The sequence below is a fragment of the Sporosarcina sp. QA0331 genome (genome assembly GCF_055808055.1).
This window is the reverse complement of the sequence record NZ_CM147850.1, coordinates 1,021,276-1,037,808: the sequence shown is the minus strand read 5'-3', so window position 1 is coordinate 1,037,808 and position 16,533 is coordinate 1,021,276. Positions and strand designations below refer to the sequence as shown.

The 16,533-nt window shown below is 47.3% G+C and carries 17 protein-coding genes; 5 read left to right on the top strand and 12 right to left on the bottom strand.

Annotated features, from left to right (window positions below; genetic code table 11):
* Positions 1–36: 36 nt before the first annotated feature.
* On the bottom strand, positions 37–1,110 hold the full coding sequence (locus AC0L13_RS04905) for a citrate synthase/methylcitrate synthase (RefSeq protein ID WP_473644545.1): 1,074 nt from the start codon (positions 1,108–1,110) through the stop codon (positions 37–39).
* 103 nt (positions 1,111–1,213) lie between these two features.
* Between AC0L13_RS04905 and AC0L13_RS04900 the strand changes: the two genes are divergently transcribed.
* A complete protein-coding gene (locus tag AC0L13_RS04900; RefSeq protein ID WP_473644543.1) occupies positions 1,214–2,095 on the top strand; it encodes a LysR family transcriptional regulator in 882 nt (293 codons plus the stop codon).
* Between the two features lie 150 nt (positions 2,096–2,245).
* On the opposite strand, the gene AC0L13_RS04895 is transcribed toward AC0L13_RS04900, so the two are convergent.
* From AC0L13_RS04895 to AC0L13_RS04865, 7 genes are all read right to left on the bottom strand, one after another.
* Positions 2,246–2,461 carry a hypothetical protein gene (locus AC0L13_RS04895; RefSeq protein ID WP_473644542.1) on the bottom strand — a complete coding sequence of 72 codons (216 nt, stop codon included), beginning with the start codon at positions 2,459–2,461 and terminating at the stop codon, positions 2,246–2,248.
* A gap of 193 nt (positions 2,462–2,654) precedes the next feature.
* A complete protein-coding gene (locus AC0L13_RS04890; RefSeq protein WP_473644539.1) occupies positions 2,655–4,208 on the bottom strand; it encodes a fatty acid--CoA ligase family protein in 1,554 nt (517 codons plus the stop codon).
* A 320-nt stretch (positions 4,209–4,528) separates the two neighbouring features.
* Positions 4,529–6,451, bottom strand: a complete 1,923-nt coding sequence (locus AC0L13_RS04885) for an FtsX-like permease family protein (RefSeq protein WP_473644537.1) — start codon at positions 6,449–6,451, stop codon at positions 4,529–4,531.
* Positions 6,452–6,481: 30 nt separating this feature from the next.
* Complete coding sequence (locus AC0L13_RS04880) at positions 6,482–7,252, bottom strand: ABC transporter ATP-binding protein (protein WP_473644535.1); 771 nt, start codon at positions 7,250–7,252, stop codon at positions 6,482–6,484.
* Positions 7,206–8,255: a sensor histidine kinase gene (locus AC0L13_RS04875; protein WP_473644533.1), complete on the bottom strand. Its 1,050-nt coding sequence runs from the start codon at positions 8,253–8,255 to the stop codon at positions 7,206–7,208. The genes AC0L13_RS04880 and AC0L13_RS04875 overlap by 47 nt, the downstream gene beginning before the upstream one ends.
* Positions 8,252–8,956, bottom strand: a complete 705-nt coding sequence (locus AC0L13_RS04870) for a response regulator transcription factor (protein WP_473644531.1) — start codon at positions 8,954–8,956, stop codon at positions 8,252–8,254. The genes AC0L13_RS04875 and AC0L13_RS04870 overlap by 4 nt, the downstream gene beginning before the upstream one ends.
* A gap of 425 nt (positions 8,957–9,381) precedes the next feature.
* Positions 9,382–10,374 carry a lipoate--protein ligase gene (locus tag AC0L13_RS04865; RefSeq protein WP_473644529.1) on the bottom strand — a complete coding sequence of 331 codons (993 nt, stop codon included), beginning with the start codon at positions 10,372–10,374 and terminating at the stop codon, positions 9,382–9,384.
* Positions 10,375–10,508: 134 nt separating this feature from the next.
* On the opposite strand from AC0L13_RS04865, the gene yhfH (AC0L13_RS04860) reads away from it, so the two are divergent.
* The 3 genes from yhfH (AC0L13_RS04860) (at position 10,509) to yhfH (AC0L13_RS04850) (ending at position 11,160) form a co-directional block, all read left to right on the top strand.
* Positions 10,509–10,643 (top strand): protein YhfH, encoded by a 135-nt coding sequence (gene yhfH, locus AC0L13_RS04860; RefSeq protein WP_473644527.1) that lies wholly within the window; start codon positions 10,509–10,511, stop codon positions 10,641–10,643.
* A 187-nt stretch (positions 10,644–10,830) separates the two neighbouring features.
* Positions 10,831–10,956 carry a protein YhfH gene (gene yhfH, locus AC0L13_RS04855; protein WP_473644525.1) on the top strand — a complete coding sequence of 42 codons (126 nt, stop codon included), beginning with the start codon at positions 10,831–10,833 and terminating at the stop codon, positions 10,954–10,956.
* A 78-nt stretch (positions 10,957–11,034) separates the two neighbouring features.
* The gene (gene yhfH / locus AC0L13_RS04850; protein ID WP_252502348.1) at positions 11,035–11,160 is read left to right on the top strand and encodes a protein YhfH; all 126 of its coding nucleotides are present in this window, start codon (positions 11,035–11,037) and stop codon (positions 11,158–11,160) included.
* Positions 11,161–11,197: 37 nt separating this feature from the next.
* Here the strand turns inward: yhfH (AC0L13_RS04850) and AC0L13_RS04845 are convergent, their stop codons facing one another.
* Genes AC0L13_RS04845 through hemE form a run of 4 tightly spaced genes read right to left on the bottom strand, consistent with a single transcriptional unit; the run spans position 11,198 to position 15,553 of the window.
* Complete coding sequence (locus AC0L13_RS04845; protein WP_473644523.1) at positions 11,198–12,052, bottom strand: glycerophosphodiester phosphodiesterase; 855 nt, start codon at positions 12,050–12,052, stop codon at positions 11,198–11,200.
* Positions 12,053–12,102: 50 nt separating this feature from the next.
* A complete protein-coding gene (gene hemY / locus AC0L13_RS04840; RefSeq protein WP_473646852.1) occupies positions 12,103–13,524 on the bottom strand; it encodes a protoporphyrinogen oxidase in 1,422 nt (473 codons plus the stop codon).
* A 25-nt stretch (positions 13,525–13,549) separates the two neighbouring features.
* On the bottom strand, positions 13,550–14,482 hold the full coding sequence (gene hemH / locus AC0L13_RS04835; protein ID WP_473644521.1) for a ferrochelatase: 933 nt from the start codon (positions 14,480–14,482) through the stop codon (positions 13,550–13,552).
* Between the two features lie 33 nt (positions 14,483–14,515).
* Positions 14,516–15,553: a uroporphyrinogen decarboxylase gene (hemE, locus tag AC0L13_RS04830; protein ID WP_440499879.1), complete on the bottom strand. Its 1,038-nt coding sequence runs from the start codon at positions 15,551–15,553 to the stop codon at positions 14,516–14,518.
* Between the two features lie 217 nt (positions 15,554–15,770).
* Between hemE and AC0L13_RS04825 the strand changes: the two genes are divergently transcribed.
* A complete protein-coding gene (locus tag AC0L13_RS04825; RefSeq protein ID WP_473644519.1) occupies positions 15,771–16,286 on the top strand; it encodes an antibiotic biosynthesis monooxygenase family protein in 516 nt (171 codons plus the stop codon).
* Positions 16,287–16,533: the final 247 nt, after the last annotated feature.

Below are 16,533 nucleotides of genomic sequence, written 5' to 3'. Positions count from 1 at the left end.
GCCGGAGGAGTTTTCCCTTTTTAATTTTGCATTATTTCAAGATTTTTTTCCGACGTAGACGGATTGCGGGCGAAAAATCGTGTTATCGCTCAATTGCTCGATGGCGTGGGCCGTCCATCCGACCATTCTTGCTGCACTGAATGTCGGAGTGAAGAGTTCGGGCGGCATTTGGATCGCGCGCATAATTGCAGCTGCATAATATTCGACGTTCGTGTACAGTTTGCGCCCCGGCTTGTATGCTTCGAGAAGCTTGATGATTTCTTTTTCAGCTGCTGTCGCGAGGTCTAGCCAGCCGTCTTGACCGGCTAGTTTGTCGCATTTGTCCCGTAATAAGATTGAACGCGGATCTTCCGTTTTATAGATGCGATGACCGAATCCCATAATTCGTTCGCCGTTTTGCAGTTTAGCTTGGATGACGGGACGGATGTTGTCCTCTGTACCGATCTCTTCAAGCAGTTCGATGACGGCTGACGGCGCGCCGCCATGCAAAGGGCCTTTCATCGTACCGAGCGCTGACGTGACAGCCGCTGTCAGATCGGACTCTGTGGAAATCGTGACCCGCGCTGCGAATGTGGAGGCGTTCATGCCGTGTTCCATCGTTAATTTCAAGTATGTTTCGAGCGCTTCAACGTGGACATCTGCAGGTTTTCTGCCGGTTAACATCCATAAGTAGTTGGCGGTATGAGATAGGGACGGATCAGGTTCGATAATCGGCAGTCCGTTTGCATTCCGGTAGTGCCTCGCGATGATAACCGGAAGTGCAGCCGTTAGTTGGCGTGCTTGCTGTTCGATTGGTTGATTCGTGAAATCGAGATGCGCATATGCCGATATTGCTGTTCTCATTACGTCCATCAACGGCGTTTCGGATGGTAGAGCGTCGATGATTGTTTTAACATGCGCTGGTAAATCCCTACCTTCTTGAAGAGTATATGATTCGTTTCGGTCTGGGAATTTTCCGTTCCAAAGGAAGTGTGCAATTTCCTCGAATGAATGATTGGCGACCAGTTCGCTCACTTGGACTCCGCGGTATCGGAGTTCACCGATATCCCCTTCTACGGAAGCAATTTTCGTGTGTACTGCAACGACATCTTTCAAGCCTTTTTGAAACATAAGTCATTCCTCCTTTTCTTCAGTATAGGCGGAAGGTATAATTAGGTAAATTGAATGTTTTGGAATGGTTTGATTAATTTTATTAATCAAGAGGTGAGTATGAGTGGATACGCAATGGCTAAGAACATTCGTTGTGGCGGCGGAGACGTTGAATTTCAGGAAGGCATCGGAGAGATTGCTGTTATCACAGCCGACCGTCACAGTACATATTAAGCTGCTGGAAGAGCATGTTGGCGTCCGGCTTTTCGACCGGATCAACAACCGCGTTACGTTGACTGATGCAGGAAGAGTGTTTTACGCGGAAGCAGAGAAACTGCTGGCGGGGCTGGATGAAAGCGTGAATCGAATGCACGCATTTGCGCAAGGCTATCGCCGAATGTGGACGATCGCCATTTCACCGCTTATGGCGGAGACGATTTTGCCTTATTTCTTGCGGACGTTCATGGTGAGTCATGCCGATGTGGAGCTGACGATCCGTGTCGAGGAATCCGAGATGATTGAGCGGCTCGTCGATTCGGGCGAAGTGCATTTAGGCATTTCTGCGCTGGACGCGACGTTGAAAGGCATCGAATCGATATGCATCTATGACGACCCGATCGTATTTATTACTCCGACGGACAGTTACGACGAGGAAAGCGGCCCGCCTGTCGACGTGGAGGAAGCGCTGCTCGGAAATTATTTATTGACACATCATCATCCGGTCTACTGGGAAGAATTGCTTGTCATGCTGCATAAGCATGTGACGGGGGTCCGCACGATGAAAGTGACGCAGGCGCATATCGCGAAACGGTTCATCCAGGAAGGGTTAGGCGTCTCGTTCCTCCCCCACTCGATCGTTCGGCGCGAACTGACGGAAGGGCGGCTTATGCGGCCTCATTTCGATTTGTTCCCTTTGCCGACCGTTTCGACGTTCATTCTTGTAAAAAAGAAAGGCGAATTGGAAGAGTCGTTCATTCGGGAGATTTCGGCTTATTATTTTGGATAACGGATGGGGGAATGGACCTTGAACAAGGAATTTTGGAGCAGCCCTCGACCACTTATCGCAGCTCTTTCTGCTCTTCAAAGCCCCAAGCTTCACATCACCATCCGCCTCCTTTATTTCAGGCTTAGAAAAAGCACCCAAAGAATTGAGTGCTTAATAAATAGTAGACTTAGATGCTTTATAATAGTTTAAAATAACCGCGTACTTGTTTTCACCACACCACAGAACCTGATGGATTTCGACTTCTTGAGTTCCGTTTTCTCTTTTGCACATTCCTACAATTCGATCTACACCAGACCTCATATTTGGAGTACCAGGCCCTAAATTGAATTCACCAATATACTGTCCCTTTGTAAATGTTGATATCACTTATCTCCCCCCCACTGACTCTATTCGCCAAGAAAGGTGAAAATCCTTCATACTCTCAAAACTACACACACGCTGTACCTAGTCCAACTGTAACATTCGTCCTTGAACGCTGATGAATGAACCCTTGATGAAATAATGGAGCCCTCGCCAAAATAAACGAGCCCTTCCACATTTCGCGGAAGGGCTCTCCTCTTTATAACTTCACTTGATCTTTCAACGACCTACGCAATATTTTCCCCGTGGTATTCTTAGGAAGCTCGTCCAGGAATTCGATCGTTTTTGGCACTTTATACTTCGCTAAACGGTTGGCGCAAAATGCTTTCAGTTTCCCAGCGTCTGCCACAGCGCCTTTTTTCAACACGACGAATGCTTGGACTTCTTCGCCGAAATCAGGGTCGGGCACACCGATAACCGCTGCTTCGACAATATCGTCATGAGTGAATAAAACCTCTTCCACTTCACGCGGATAGACGTTGTAGCCACCGACGATAATCAGATCTTTTTTGCGGTCGACGATATAGAAGTATCCGTTTTCATCCTGCCGAGCCAAGTCCCCCGTATATAACCAGCCTTCACGGATGGCTGCAGCCGTTTCTTCCGGCATCTTATAATAGCCTTTCATGATGTTCGGCCCTTGGACGATGAGCTCGCCGACTTCGCCGACAGGCACTTCATCCCCGAATTCGTCCACGACTTTATTCACCACATTGACGATGTTCGTGCCAATCGAACCGGGGACACGCTCGCGGTCGAACGGATTGAATGTCGTAACTGGAGATGCTTCGGACAAGCCGTATCCTTCTGAAACCTTCACATTGAATTTATTCTCAAAGTTATGCAGCAATGCGACAGGCAATGATGATCCTCCGGAAATCGCAAGACGGATCGTACTGAAGTCTGCCGGATCGCCTTCCGGGAATTGATATAGGAAATTGTACATTGTCGGCACGCCTGCGAATACAGTCGCTTGCTGTTCCTTGATCGTCTGGAATACATCCGCTGGGCTGAATCGCGGCACGAGCACAATTGTCGCCCCTTTCAACAATGGTGCATTCACGACGACGGTTAGCGCAAATACGTGGAAAACAGGGAGCGTTGCGACGACCCTGTCGTCTTCCGAGAACCCTAAATAATCAGCGACATCGCGAGCGTTCGAGAACAGATTTTTATGCGTCAGCATCGCGCCTTTCGGATGGCCCGTCGTTCCAGACGTATAAAGAATGACAGCGGTTTCATTTTCATCAACGGGTATTGGCTCGAGATTTGGCCGTCCAGTTATGATAAGCTCAGAAAATAGTTTCACTTTCGCCCTTGCCTTATCCGAAAGCGCCGCCACTTTCGCACCTGCTTCTGCGCTCATTTCACAGACGATATAATGACCGATCGACGGAAATAGCGTAGCTGACTTCTCGACGAGCGGCAACAGCTGATCGAGCGCGATGACCGCTTTCGCGTCGCTATTATGTAAAATGTACGAGATTTCGTCAGGCGAATAAATCGGATTGATTGGAATTGCCGTCGCCCCGATTCGCATTGTCGCATAAAGCGAAATAAGGAAATGCGGCGTATTCCCTAGCAATAATGCGATATGATCGCCCTTTTCGATTCCCAAGTCTTGCAGTGCAGTTGCAAACATGGACACGGACTGGTCGAACTCGGCATATGATGTGTCTTTCCCCATGAAGTGATAGGCCGTTTTCCCAGGTTGCAGCTTCGATGTTTCATAAACTTGTGTTACCAAATTCATCGTGAACATCCTCCCTTGTAATTGAATGAATCATCATTCATTTAACCCATCTATCATTATATAAGAAAAATTAAAAGTTCACAATACTTTTAGAAAATCTATGGAAATTGCAAGTTAGCATCTTCTCGTATTTTATTTCAGGAAAACAAATGCCTTCCCTGTCGTTCGCGGGAAGGCATTATGCGCCGATTTTTGCATTTATGCGTTTCTGATGTGATTTATGCGTACATTTTGTTATTTATGGACTTCTAAACGGTTTTATGCGCTTTTGAAATGATTTATGGAGTTTTCAAGACATTTATGCGCATTTCATTCCCCATCTACTCCGGTGTTCGGATATGGGCTAAATAGCGCCAGCGGATGAGGTAGAAATAAATGACTTGCAACGCTGTGAAGCCGACGAGCACCATGATCAGTTCGCGGACAATGGAAATTTCCGCGAGGGCGTCCCAGATCACTTGAAGCGACAGGAACGCAAAAGAGCTATGGACGAGCGCAACGCCCCATGGGACGAAAAATTGCGGAATGAGCTGCCGATTGACAATCTTCTTGAATTCCCTGTCGGTGATGCCCATGCGACGGAGCACGTCGAACTCCTTTCGGTCACTGTCGAGCGACGTATAGAGCCGGAAATAGATGAAACTTCCCGCAGCAAGAAGGAAAACACCCGCCAGCAATAAACCGATGAACAGCAGCAATGTGAACGTCGTCCGCATGACAGAATAGTTCATGCCGGGATTGTCGAAAGTGAAAAGCAGTTCGCCGCGCGTTCCCATAATGATCGATTCGGTCACTGAATGCTCGATCGTCAGCCCGATGTTTTTCGTCCTCTGCCAGTCTGGAATATCGAAGGCGTGATAGATGGACGACGGCTCGACGAGTAAAGCTAATTTTTCATAATCAACATCATTTAAAATAATCGTATTCGTGCCGATTGCATGCGCCGGGAATAATTCGTATGGATAGGCTCCGTTGATGCGCACTGGGATGCCGCTTTCCTCGAGGACCGTCTCGACAGATTGCCTGTTCAGCTGCTCGAATGTGGTAGCGGTCGGCGGCAGGAACAGCGCTTCCCCTTCCTTCAGTTCAAACGCTTGATTGCCAAATGACTTCGAAAGCCTGTTGACACTCGAAAGCTTGATGATCGTGACGGTATAATCCGTCAAAGATGACCGCTGTTTCAACACTGGAAATCGCACGTATGTGTAGTCGATTTCGTTCTTCCTCAGTTCGTACCCGAGCCGGTTAATATGCTCCTGCTCCATGTCATTGCCCGGAAAACTTTCGTATACGAGGCCGAGCGGGTTTAACTCCCTATATTGGGAAGCGAATGAAGTGAGTGAAGCGAGGATCCCGACAGACATGAAGGCGACCGTCGATACAATCGTCACGATGAAAAACATCCGAGCATTTTCTTTCAGTCGGATGACGCCTTCGGAAATCGCGAGCAGGCGGAAATGCCGCCAATAGAACTCCTTCCGCACTTTGAAAAGATGGAGGAGGAACGGCAATGAATCCGTAAAAAAGAAATACGTGCCGAGCGTCGCGAGCGGTGGCAGCATGAAGACAAGTCCGATGACGATGCTGTTTGACGTGAAAGCTGCCATTCCATAGGACAGTCCGAGAAGAACGAGTCCGATCACCCCGCGGATTTTTGAAAAGCCGTGCTGTTCCACGCCAGTTCCATCTCCACGAATCAATACATCGAGCTTGCCTGTTTTAATGAAAACCGGTGCGACCCACGAAATGATGATGAATAGACTTAGGAAAGCACCGACCGTCAATGCGAACGGCTTCCACGATAAATATAAAGGGAGTGCCGGCAGCATGACAATCCTCTTTACAACCATGAAAAAGAACTTCGAAAACATATATCCTAAAAATGTTCCGACTCCGATCGATGCCGCGCCGATAATGAGCGTTTCGATAAAAATGAGCCGGTGCAGCTGCCGTTTCTCCATCCCTAAATGGAGAAGGACGCCGAACTCCTTCGTTCGAGCTTGCAAAAAGGCCCGCATCGAATAAAACAGGAAAAACATCGTGAATATGTAAAGGACAATTTCAGCGATCCCCATGCCGAGCACCGCAATGTCCTGTACGGCACTCCCTTCAATCGACGGATGGAAGAGAAGCATGGAATAAAGGAAAAACACCATGACCGAAAAAACACTCGCCATGAAAAAGGCAGCGTAGATCCGCCGGTTGCGCATGACATTCCGGAAAGCGAACTGGCGAAACGTCATGAAGCATTCCTCCCTATTCGACTGTTCGTTTTACAGCATCCGCAAATCATGGACATTTCCTCCAAGTAAACTAAGTACGTTCAAAATCCGCTGGAAAAACGTTTGGCGCCGTTCATCCTTATAGATTTCATTGAAAAATTCGCCGTCCTTTATGAACAGCACGCGATCGCAATAGCTCGCCGCGATCGGGTCATGCGTCACCATGATGATCGTCGTCCGCTCGGTTTGATTCACGAGGCTTAGCAATTCCAGAACTTCTTTTGCCGATTTCGAATCGAGATTCCCGGTCGGTTCATCAGCGAGAATGAGCTTCGGCTTATGGATCAGCGCCCTTCCGACTGCGGTTCGCTGTGCCTGCCCACCCGACAACTCATCCGGACGACGGTTGAGGATCTCTTTCAAGCTCAGCTGTCCAGCGAGCCGGTCGACCCGTTTTTGCATCTCCATGATCGGCAGCCCGTCCAACGTGAGCGGCAGGACGATATTCTCCTCCACCGTCAAACTTTTTAGCAGATTGATGTCTTGGAAGACGAAGCCGAAATTATGCCTCCTGAACAGTGCTAGTTCATTTGTATTCAATGCTTCGGGCTCGACCCCGTCGATAATGACACGCCCGTATGTCGGCATATCGATTGTCGAAATGATATTCAGCAACGTCGTCTTCCCGCTTCCAGAAGGCCCCATAATGGCGATGAACTCTCCTTCATCCGCCTCGAAGTCAAGTCGATTCAACGCGCGGTGCATCACTTTTCCTTCATAGATCTTCGTCACTTGATCCAGCTGTACGATCGAGTTCTTCATCCGCTTCACCTATCTCTCCATTTGTAAACAGAATCTTGACGGAAGTCCCTTGCCCCACTTCCGATTCAATCGTCAATGGATGCCCGAGCTTCGAGCACACTTCATCGGCGATATAAAGGCCCATCCCTGTCGATTCGCCGGTGAGCCGACCGTTTTCACCTGTGAAAAACGCCTTCGTCACCCGCTTCAAATCGGACGCCGGAATGCCGACCCCTTCATCCCGTATCGTTAGCTCGAAGCCTTTCTCGGTCTGCTCCGCAGTCAAATAAACGCGCTTCCCTTTTTCAAATGTATATTTCACAGCATTCGTAATGAACTGCCCGATGACAATTTTCATCCATTTGGCGTCCGTTGCAACGACGAGCGACTCGTCGATTGAAATGACCGGAAATACGCCATTCGTAATGAACAGCCGTTTATGGTCCGTCACAATTTGCTGAATGAGGCTTTTCAAGCCGATACGTTCGATCTGCATATCTTCCTCGAACGTCTCAAGCCGCGCGTTGACGAGCACGACGTCAAGACCGCGCTGGATTTTATCGACTTCTTCCCGGATGCTTCGCTTGTCTAGCTCGCCATCTTCCTGCAGCAGCAAGTTGATGACGGAAATTGGAGTCTTCATCTGATGCACCCATTGATTCACGAACTGAAGCTGCCGATGCTGGGATGCATACAGCGATTGAACTTCATTCTGATACAACCCATACAAGTCGCGCATGAAAACAGTCGATTGGCGCTGTTCAGTCGTCTGAACGTTTCGGATAAGCGCGTCTTCCATCTTTTCCGGTTTGCGCAAAATTGCCGCATAATACGACCGCCGCATAATGAATCTCCCGACGAGGAAGCCCGACGTCAGCAGCAAGGTCATAATGATCGAGTAAATCGCTGTATTAATACCTCTAAAGCCGTCCAGCCAATATAAGACAAGGACGAATGTGACGAGCATCATTTCAAATATGATCCATGATAAATGCTCTTTCAGGAATAAAATAATTTGTTTCATGATTCCTCCGGTGCGACGAGGAAGCGGTAGCCCGACCCGCGGACCGTCTCGATGACAGATTGCACGCCGTAATCCGTCAGCTTTTTCCGTACGCGCGTCATGTTCACATTGAGCGTGTTTTCATCGACAAACGACTGGTCATCCCATAATTCCTCAAGCAGCGTCTCCCTTGATACGACTTTCGGGGAAGCATCCATCAACAGCTCAAGGATGACGCACTCCTTCTTCTGGAGCGGAATTGCTTCATCCCGCAAATGCAGCTCCATCCTCTCGATAAACAGCTCGAGCGAACCAAGCTTTACTGTTCGTTCTCCTTGGCTCGGCGCATATTCCCCGAACGCCCTTCGTAAATGGCTCCTGATCTTCGCAAGGACGATCTCGTAATGGAAAGGTTTCGTAATGAAATCATCCCCTCCATTCTCGAGCGCAAACACTTGGTCCATATCGCCCGAGCGCGCGGAGATGAAAATAATTGGGCACGTTGTCGTTTGCCGAAGCTGACGACACCAATAATAGCCGTCATACGAAGGCAGATTAATATCGAGCAGGATCAAATGCGGATCGAACGCCGCACATTCCGCCTCCACATTATCAAAATCCTCGACGATTGCTACATCATATTGATATTTGCGCAACGTATCCGCCAACAACCGCGCAATTTTTTTATCATCCTCAACAATGAAGATACGGTGGTTCCTCATCGCAAATTCCCCCTTCACTATTCCATACATTATATCGCAAAACTGGAATGCACGCTCGGCGGGCGAGGAGGAAATGGGTTACCACCGTTATTCGGTGTGTTACCACCGATTCGGAGGGCTTTACCACCGTTGCTTGTCGTGTTACCACCGATGCGAGGGGCTTTACCAGCGATTCTCCGCCTTTTACCACCGTTGCGGATAATTTATCACCACTCGGGCAGTATTTATCACCACTCAAACAAGCTTTATCACCACTCAGGAGAGGTTTATCACCACTTAGAAAGGCCTTATCACCACTCGGACAAAGGTTATCACCACTCAGCTATTCATAACTTGCATCCAAACCTGAGATAACCACACCTGCAGAAGCAATCGCGCATAAACTATAGCAAAAGAAAAAAACCGGCTCAGCACCGGTTTTCAACTTAGTAGATTAAATTAATGAATTCTTCTTTTGTAATGCCGCCCAATATCGTCGGGATGTCGATTGCGTCGAGTGCTTTCGTAATGGAATCACGATTGTATTGAACGCCTTTTAAGCTTTCTTCAACAACGGTTACATCGCCGACGCCGAAAAAGTCGCCGTAAATGCTGACGTCTTCGATCTTCCCTTTCTCAACTTGCAGGCGCACATCGATGCCGCCGACAGGGAAGCGATGGGAGTGCTGCATATTGAATTTCGGGGATTTACCGTAGTTCCAGTCCCAGTTTCCGTAACGCTCTGCGGATAAAGCTCGGATGTTGTCCCAATCTTCATCGGTCAGCTCCCAATATTGGATGTTTTCTTCGCCTTCGAAAATAGACTTCAAGATTTCCATGCGGAATTGTTCGATCGTCATCGGCTCTTCGATGAACTCCGAAATGTTCGCGACACGGCTGCGAATCGATTTGATCCCCTTCGATTCGATCTTGTCCTTTCTTACTTTCAATGCAGATACGACACGCTCGATTTCCGTATCAAACATCAATGTGCCATGTGTAAACATACGGCCTTGCGTCGCAAACTGCGCATTGCCCGAAACTTTCCGTCCTTCGACGAGAATGTCATTGCGTCCAAGCAATTCCGCTTTGACACCCATATCCGCCAATGCTTTGATGACCGGCTCGGTGAATTTCTTGAAGTTGCGGAATGATTCCCCGTCATCTTTTGTAATGAAGCTGTAGTTGAGATTCCCTAAGTCATGGTATACAGCGCCTCCGCCGGAAAGCCGGCGTACGACGTGGATGCCGTTCGCATCGACGAATTCTGTATTGATCTCCTCAACCGTATTTTGGTTCTTTCCGATAATGATCGACGGTCCATTGATATAGAACAGTAAAAACGAATCTTTGTTGATATCCATGCTTTTCAATACATACTCTTCGATCGCAAGGTTAATTCTTGGATCCGTAATGCCTTTATTGTCAACGAAATACACGATAATCGCTCCCTATGTAAATGAATTCACTTTTATTTTATCTGAAAAGAACGAATAAGTCTTGACTTTTGTTTCTCTGTTATATTACAATCACACTATTACATTTAGTTATAGAACAATAGGAGGAAGATGAAATGATCGAGAGTATCGTAGAGTTTTTCAGAAACCTGCCTGCCAAAGCCTGTGATGTTTGTGGAAATGAAAATGAGGAACAGCATGAATGCTATAGCGATAAAGTGAAACTTCAATCAGTAAGGGTTTTCCACTGATTGTTAGTTGAACCAATCGGGCATTTACTGACTGTTGTTTCCCAACTTGTTGGGAAGCTTACAGATAGTTAATGCGGGACAAATGTGACGAGTGCAATATCGTCTAATTTTTTTACTTATGCTGTTATATAATAATAGCCCATATACCTATTGAGTATTAGTACAAAAAGAACAGGAGGAAACACCGATGCTAGAAAATGTCATTGAATTTTTCAAGAACCTGCCTGCGAAAACTTGTGCCAATTGCGGAAAAGAAATCGAAGAACAGCATGAATGCTATAGCAATAAATGTGACGAGTGCAATATCGTCTAATTTTTTTACTCATACTGTTATATCACAATAAACAATACGCCCATTTAGTATTAGTACAAAAGACAGGAGGGAACGTCGATGCTAGAGAATGTCATTGAGTTTTTTAAGAACCTGCCTGCAAAAACATGTGCCGAATGTGGAAAAGAAATCGAGGAACAGCATGAATGCTACAGCAATAAATGTGACGAATGCAATATCCTATAAAATTAAAACAGCTGAGATCATGTGTCTCAGCTGTTTCCTATTCACTCAATATATCAGGCTCGTCCGTATGGATTCCGTTGACGCCCATTGCCTGCAACCTGAGGGCAGCTTCTGGGTCATTCACCGTATAGGCATATACAGCCAAGCCTTCGTCATGCATCGTATTGACGAAAGGAGGTGTCAATGCTTCATAGCTTATGCTGATGCCTGAAGCGTACGTCAAAATATCCTTCAATTCCTTCTGCGAAAGTTCTGCTTCTTCCCCTTCGTCAAAGGAGATCAATTGCAACAATGGGATCGTTGAATCAATTTCATGCACATGTTTCAATGCTTTTTTATCGAATGAATGGATGACCGCCTTCGGATATCCTTTATTATCGACACCCGTCAACTCATATTCCTTCATCACACTGACTAATACCTCTTCAACGCGTGGATATTGCTCTGTATCCTTCAACTCGATGACAAACCGGAGTTCACCTTTCATCTCTTCGATTACTTCACGCAATGTCGGAATTTCATATGCCTCTTCGTCCTTGCCATTGACAGCCACTTTCTCGCCTTTTTCCTGATTCGCGGTCAATTCTTTCAATTCGGCAAGTGTGAAATCTTTTATTTTCCCGGCAGCTTCCGTCGTCCGTTTCACGTCATCATCATGCATGACGATCAGTTCATTGTCTTTCGTTAAATGAACGTCAAGCTCGACATAATCCGCGCTCAAATCGTCAGCGAGCTCGAAGGATGGCATCGTGTTTTCCGGTTCATATGCGGAAGCGCCACGATGCCCGATAATGAGGAAACCTTCCTCAGGCATCGGATTGTCCCATTCGTTTCCGATGGAACAAGCAGACAATAAAATTGCTGTACTAATAATAAAGAATAGCTGTTTCATACAAAATTCCTTCCAATGTAAAAAGTCCGCGCGAGGGCGGACTTTTCGATTTAATTCGCGAATAACTCGGCGATAACCTCTTCCATAGCCGCTTTGCCTTGATCGATGCAGTCCGGTAGTCCGACACCGTCATAAGAGGCGCCTGCCAATTTGACGTTCGGAAATACTTCTTTCAGTTCTGCGCGGGCAGCATCTATTCGTTGACGATGGCCGACCCGGTATTGAGGGCGGTCTTCCTTGAATCGCGTAATGACCGTGAAGTCCGGCTTGCCTTTAATTGTAAGTATTTTGCTCAAATCTTCAAGGACGATCCGTTCGATTTCGTCATCAGGCAAATCGACGATCGCTTCTTCCCCTACTCGCCCGACGAATGCGCGCAAAAGGATTTTCCCTTTCGGCGTTGTCGTTGGCCATTTTCGATGGACCCATGTGCAAGCAGTAATGGAGTAGTCGCTGCTTCTTGCAACGAGAAAGCCGGTTCCTTCCGTGTCTTGGACGACTGCATCTTCAGGAAATGCGAGAGCGACTGTCGCGACGGATGTCGTCTGGATTTCTTTCAGCCCTTCAAGCAGTCCGTGTGAAGCGAATAGTTGGCTTGCCGCCATATGACCGGTCGTCACGATGACCGAATCGGCCATAATCTTTTCCCCCGTATTCAGCTCGAGGGCGGTTTGATTTTCCTGTTTGGAAATGCTTTCGATGCGAATCCCTTTCCTTACCGTACCAGGCTCCAACTGTTGCTCCGCCGCCTCGACGATCGATTCAAGACCGTTCCGCAATGAATGGAAAGCCCCTTTTTTGGAGGCTCCATGCCCGTCCTTCTGCGGCACTTGCTTCGGCGTCGTCTTTTTCATCCCGAGGATGAGGCTGCGGTGTTTCTTTTCAACTTGGTAAAATTGTGGATACGTCGATTGCAAGCTCATATGGTCGATATCGCCCGCATACACTCCCGAGAGCAGCGGTTCGATGAGGTTCTCGACAATTTCCGTTCCGAATCGACGACGGAAAAAGTGACCGAGCGACTGGTCTCCTTCAATTCCTGAACGTGGCAAGACGAAATCCCCAGCCGCTCTCAGCTTGCCTGCTAATGAAAACAGATCCGATTTCAGGAATGGTCCAACCTTCGTCGGGATGCCCATGACAGAACCGCCTGGAATCGGCTGCAAACGATCGTTTACGAGTATATACGCTTGCCCTGTTGCGTTGCGTACTAGATCTTCACCGATGCCGAGATCTTTCGCGAACGTATCCATGCTTTTCTTTCGAATGAGGAAGCTATCAGGTCCCCGTTCAATGACAAAACCATCGCGGCGGACCGTCTGAATCTTCCCACCTAGCCGATTCGTCGCTTCGATGAGCATCACTTCAATTGGCAAGTTTTCTTCTCGTGCTTTTTTTTGCATATAAAATGCCGCGGAAAGCCCGGTGATCCCTCCACCTACGATGACGACCTTTTTCTTCTGTTCACTCATGTCCATCATCACTTCCTAGCTGCCATTAGGCGTCTTTCAATTGTTCAAGAACTGCGTCTGCCATTGAGCTAATGAATAGCGGGTCCGTATTCGGCATTGCCGGACGGTAATACGATGCACCGATTTCATCACATACGACTTTACATTCGTAATCGTTATCGTAAAGGACTTCCAAATGGTCCGAAACGAAGCCGACCGGTGTATAAACGAATGTTGAATAGCCTTTCTTCTCATGCAAATCACGTGTCAAATCTTGGACGTCCGGTCCGAGCCATGGCTCGCCCGTCTGCCCTTCACTCTGCCAGCCGACTGCATAGTTTTCAACTTGTGCAGCTTCCGCAATTAATTTGGCGGTCTCTTCCAATTGATCAGGATACGGATCTCCGAATTGCTTGATCTTTTCAGGCAAGGAGTGTGCTGAAACGATGAGGCATGCTTTTTCCCGCTCTGCCTCGCTCATGCTTTCATACGAACCGCGGATTTTGTCGGACCAGTATTCGATGAATTTCGGCTGTTTGTACCAGCTCTCGACCGATGTAATGGAAATACCGTATTTTTCGGCTTCTTCCTTCGCACGTCCATTATATGATTTCACGGAGAATGACGAGTAATGTGGCGCCAATACGATGGACACCGCTTCCTTGAGGCCATCAGCATCCATCTTTTCAACTGCTTCTTCGATGAACGGTGTGATATGCTTCAAACCGACGTAAACGGTAAATTCAATTTCGTCCTGCATTGCATTCAGACGGTCGCCAAGCGCGTTCGCTTGATTTTCTGTAATTTTCGCTAGAGGCGAGATACCCCCGATTGCTTGATAACGCGACTTTAAATCTTCCAGCTGTTCCGGTGCAGGTGGACGACCGTGCCGGATATGCGTGTAATACGGTTCGATATCTTCTTCCTTATATGGCGTTCCGTACGCCATGACTAAAAGTCCCATTTTCCTTTTTGTCATCAGTTGCACCTCATTACAATTTATTTGCGTAATTTATTTGCGAAGCTGCGCGCTATATTCATGAACAAACTCTGTGAGTCGTTTCAATGTTGCCGGTTGGACTTCTGGGAAAACGCCGTGACCAAGGTTGAAAATATGACTGCCGTGTTCGACGCCTTGTTCAACGATCACCTTCGCGCGCTCCTCGATAATATTCCAATCCGCCAACAGCAGCGAAGGATCCAAATTCCCTTGTAATGTCTTCGTCAATCCTCTTTCCCCAGCTTCCTTAATAGATAAACGCCAATCCAAACCGACGACGTCTACAGGAAGGTCATGCCATTCATTCGCCAAGTGGCTAGCTCCAACGCCAAACGTGATCAATGGTACATTCAATTCGCGAAGCTCACTGAAAATGCGTGTCATGACAGGTTTAATGAACGTTCTGTAATCGGAGACATTCAACGCGCCGACCCATGAATCAAACACTTGGATTGCCGCTGCTCCCGCTTTCACTTGAGCTTTAATGGACGTAATAATTGTATCTCCCAATTTATCCATAAGCGCAAACCATGCTTCCGGCTCAGATACCATGAAAGATTTTGTCAAATTATAGCTTTTTGACGGGCCGCCTTCAATCATATAGCTCGCTAATGTAAATGGCGCGCCCGCGAAGCCGATCAGCGGAACAGTTAATTGCTCTTTCAAGATTTTAATAGTATCGATAACGTAAGGGATATGATCCTCCGGAGAGAGCTCCCCGAGATTATGAACGTCCTGCACCGAACGGATTGGATTTGAAATGACTGGGCCAACGCCCGCTTTTATTTTCACATCTACGCCGATTCCTGGAAGCGGCGTCACAATATCCTTATACAAAATCGCCGCGTCGACGTTGTAGTTGTCGACAGGCAGCTTTGTCACATAAGCGCAAAGCTCCGGCTGATGCGTAATCTCTTCTAGTGAATACTTTTCTTTGATCTTACGGTATTCAGGCTGAGAACGGCCCGCTTGCCTCATGAACCAAACTGGCGTATGGTCGATTTTTTCTCCTCTAGCAGCACGAAGCAGTGTATCGTTAAATGTTGTCATAAATCGATTCCCACTTTCTTTATAATAATTATCGAAGTTCACATATTCGTTTTCAAATATAGACGTTTCTACTTTGAATGTATAGTGTTTGAGCTGTTTTGTCATGAAATTGTGCTCACTTTTCATCCTTGCTGCCATCAATTCGACAATGTTTGTTTTAATTGTCCGGTTAAGGGAAAATATGAGTACTACTTAATTTTGGCAGGAGGTTTTGGGAATGTATATGTATTTGACTAGCGGTACGATTGATTTCATGGAAAAGATTCAACAGCGTCATTCTAATGAAGAGATGATTCTCATGCATGGCGGCGGACGGTCGCTTCTCGTGCATGAAACAGAAGGAAAGTCTGTCTTCCAGGCACCAAGGCGGTATGAAGTCGTTAGCTCTGCCGGCAAATTGAAGGAAGAAGGTTACTTTGTCTTCAACAACATACCTGTCACGGATGAAGGTCGGCCTGTCTTCGAGCATCGCTTTTCAACAAACACCGGCAAGATTGAAAGCGAGAAAGGTTTCATCGCTTTTCGTCTGCTTCGCCCACTCGATTCGGACACATATATTGTAATGACTGAATGGGAAGATGCGATCGACTATGACCGCTGGAAAAATTCGCAAGCGTTCAAGGACTCTCCTCATTCACTCAATATGAAAGATTTCGCAGGCAATACGACACATATTTTTGCAAGTGCATCATATATAACGACTTATACTGCGAAAACAGATACCCAAGAATGATCCAGCCTGTTGGCAAACGCTCGCATCCGTTGTTGAGGCCTACACGAAGTAGGTCATGCAACCGTTGCCAATCGAACGGCGAAGGGTTCGATTTGCCGTATTTCTGCGCTCTCAGCAGAAATTAAGGCACCATCAGGACGTGGCGATCTTAGGTTGCCTTCCTTGACAAGCGTTTTCAATCAGGCTGGGGTAATCCCGTTGCATCGCTCTCTCACTTTGAAAGAATGATCGTTTGATCGCATTGCGA